The organism is Aminobacter sp. P4_H6_2, assembly GCF_056400805.1.
Genome location: NZ_JBFUKO010000602.1, coordinates 1 through 3,228 on the forward strand (window position 1 = coordinate 1; position 3,228 = coordinate 3,228).

Below are 3,228 nucleotides of genomic sequence, written 5' to 3' on the forward strand. Positions count from 1 at the left end.
CGCCTGCACTACGATCTGCGGCTCGAGCTCGACGGTGTCTTCAAATCCTGGGCTGTGACCCGCGGTCCGTCGCTCGATCCCCATGACAAGCGCCTGGCCGTCGAGGTCGAAGATCATCCGCTCGACTATGGCGATTTCGAAGGAACCATTCCCAAGGGACAGTATGGCGGCGGCACGGTCATGCTGTGGGACCGCGGGTATTGGGAGCCGGAGGGCAAGAAAAGTCCCGAGCAGGCGCTGGCGAAGGGCGATTTCAAGTTCACGCTCAAAGGAATGCGACTGCATGGCAGCTTCGTGCTGGTCCGCATGGCCAACGACCGGGAAGGGGGCAAACGCACAAATTGGCTTTTAATCAAGCATCGCGACCAATTTGCTGTGGAAACGAACGGCGCTGCGATCCTCGAAGAGAGCGATACCTCAGTCGCGTCCGGTCGCACCATGGATGCGATCGCCGCCGGCAAGGGACGCAAGCCGAAACCCTTCATGCTGCAAGGCGGTAAGGTGGAAGCCGACGCGGTCTGGGACAGCCGCACAGGTCTCGCTGCCGAGGAGCGCGAGGCGGAGGATCGCGGAAAGAAGAAACGTAGCACTATCGCGGCCGCCGATCTTCCCGATTTCATCGCGCCGCAGCTTTGCAAGACCCTTGCGCGTCCGCCGTCGGGACCCGGATGGCTGCACGAGATCAAATTCGATGGCTACCGCATCCAGATCCGCGTGCAGGAGGGCGAGGCCACCTTGAAGACCCGCAAGGGCCTCGACTGGACCGCCAAATATCCGGCCATCGCGCGGGCCGCCAGCAAGCTGCCGGATGCGATCATCGATGGCGAGATATGCGCGCTGGACGACAACGGCGCTCCGGACTTTGCCGCGCTCCAGGCGGCCCTTTCCGAAGGCAAGACCGACGCGCTCGTTTATTTCGCCTTCGACCTCCTGTTTGAAGGTGGGAAGGATCTGCGTGCCCTACCGCTGAGCGACCGCAAAGCGCGATTGGAAAAATTTCTCTCGGACGCAGGCGAGGACGCCCGCCTGCGCTTCGTCGAGCATTTTGAAACCGGCGGCGAGGCAGTCCTGCGTTCGGCCTGCCGGATGTCACTCGAAGGCATTGTGTCGAAGCGCGCCGACGCGCCTTACGTTTCCGGGCGGGTGGAGACATGGGCGAAGTCGAAGTGCCGGGCCGGGCACGAAGTCGTCATCGGAGCCTATGCCACCACGAACGGCAAATTCCGGTCGCTCCTGGTCGGCGTCAATCACGGCGACGATTTCGTCTATGTCGGGCGCGTCGGGACAGGCTACGGCGCAGGCAAGGTCAAGGACCTGCTACCGAAGCTGAAGGCGCTGGAAACGGCGAAGTCTCCCTTCACCGGCATCGGCGCGCCAAAAAAGGAGGCAGGTGTCCTCTGGCTCAAGCCGGAGCTGGTGGCTGAGATCGAGTTCGCCGGCTGGACGTCCGATGGGCTCGTTCGCCAGGCCGCCTTCAAGGGGCTACGCGAAGACAAGCCGGCGACAGAGGTGGAAGCCGAGAAGCCGGCATCGCCGGCAAAGACGGAAGTGCAGCAGCCGGTCGCGCCCACGTCGAAACCTGGTCGGCGCGGGGGTAAGGTCGATATTATGGGGGTGCTCATATCGAACCCCGACAAGCCGCTCTGGCCTGATGCCAATGATGGCGGGCCCGTCACCAAGGAGGACCTCGCCCGGTATCATGAAGCAGTGGGTTCGTGGCTTATCGAGCATATCAGGGGCCGGCCGTGCTCAATCATCCGTGCGCCGGACGGGATTGGCGGCGAGCAATTCTTCCAGCGCCACGCCATGCCCGGAACATCCAACCTTCTAGAACTTGTAACGGTTTTCGGCGACAAGAAGCCGTATCTTCAGATCGACCGCGTGGAAGGCCTTATTGCAGTCGCGCAGATCGGTGCTGTCGAACTGCACCCCTGGAATTGCGCGCCACAACAGCCGGAAGTGCCGGGTCGGCTCGTGTTCGATCTAGATCCYGGCCCGGATGTGCCCTTGTCGAGGGTGGTTGAGGCGGCAAAGGAAATGCGAGAACGCCTCGACGATCTCGGGCTTGTCAGCTTCTGCAAAACGACCGGCGGAAAGGGGCTGCATGTAGTGACGCCCCTCACGGTCGCCAAGCGCAGCAAGCTCACCTGGCCGGAGGCCAAGGGCTTCGCACACGATGTCTGCCTGCAGATGGCGCGCGACAATTCCGAGCTCTACCTGACCAAGATGGCCAAGAACCAGCGCCACGGCCGCATCTTCCTTGACTATCTTCGCAATGATCGCATGGCGACAGCGGTGGCCCCGCTCTCGCCGCGCGCGCGGCCCGGCGCGACCGTCTCGATGCCGCTTACCTGGGCTCAGGTGAAAACCAACCTCGACCCGACGCGCTTCACGATCCGTACCGTTCCCCAGCTGCTGGTAAAGAGCACTGCCTGGACAGACTATGGAGACAGCCATCGGCCGCTAGAGGCGGCGATCAAGCGGCTGGCAAAATCGAAAACAGCGGCCTGATCAGATGCCGCGATTGGTGATGTCGAACACCGCCGCATGGTCCTGAACCTCGCGCAGCCCTTTATAGGAAGCGTGACGCAAACTGCCATCATTCGTCCAGCCGCGGAATTCGATCTCAGCAATAAGCGTCGGCTCCGCGAAGACCATGCGCTTCCCCTTCAAGGGAACAGAGGGCGTCTTCGTCCTGAGCCTGTCGAGCGCCGTGCGAAGAAAGGTAGCATCATTGCCGTTAAAGCTAGTTCCGACGGAGCCGACATAGACCAAATCATATCCACGTTTGGCGGCGAGCAGCAGGCTACCGATCCCGCCGCGCGCGACCGCCGACGCCTCATAGCCGACAATTATGAAGCTCTCGCTCTGGACACATTTGATCTTCAGCCAGTCGCCGGTGCGACCCGATCGATAGGGCTTATGGCGCTGCTTGGCGATAATGCCTTCGAGCCCGACCTTACACGCGTGTTCGAGGAGTTGGGCAACATCGGCTTTCACTTCCTCCGAAAGCCGGATCGCCCCGTTGCCGCCTGGCAACACCATGTCTTCTAGCAGATGACGGCGCAGAGAGAGGTCCGAGCCGGTGAGATCGTGCCCGTCGAGATAGAGCAGGTCGAACGCGTTGAGTACGGATTCGGTTGATACTCTCTTGCCGCCGCATCCGCCCAGCGGCCTCTGCAACGCTCCGAAATCCGAGCGTTTTGTCGAGCACGACTGCTTCACCAT

Annotated in this window: 2 protein-coding genes; one reads left to right on the plus strand and one right to left on the minus strand. The window is 61.9% G+C overall.

Translation table 11 applies throughout. From position 1 onward, the window contains the following. On the plus strand, positions 1–2,511 hold a 2,511-nt coding region (ligD, locus tag AC1DUU_RS27255), incomplete at its 5' end, for a DNA ligase D (RefSeq protein ID WP_476786476.1). Here ligD and AC1DUU_RS27260 read toward each other — a convergent pair. Further along, a partial coding sequence (locus tag AC1DUU_RS27260) for an ATP dependent DNA ligase (protein WP_476786477.1) occupies positions 2,512–3,228 on the minus strand: 717 nt, incomplete at its 5' end.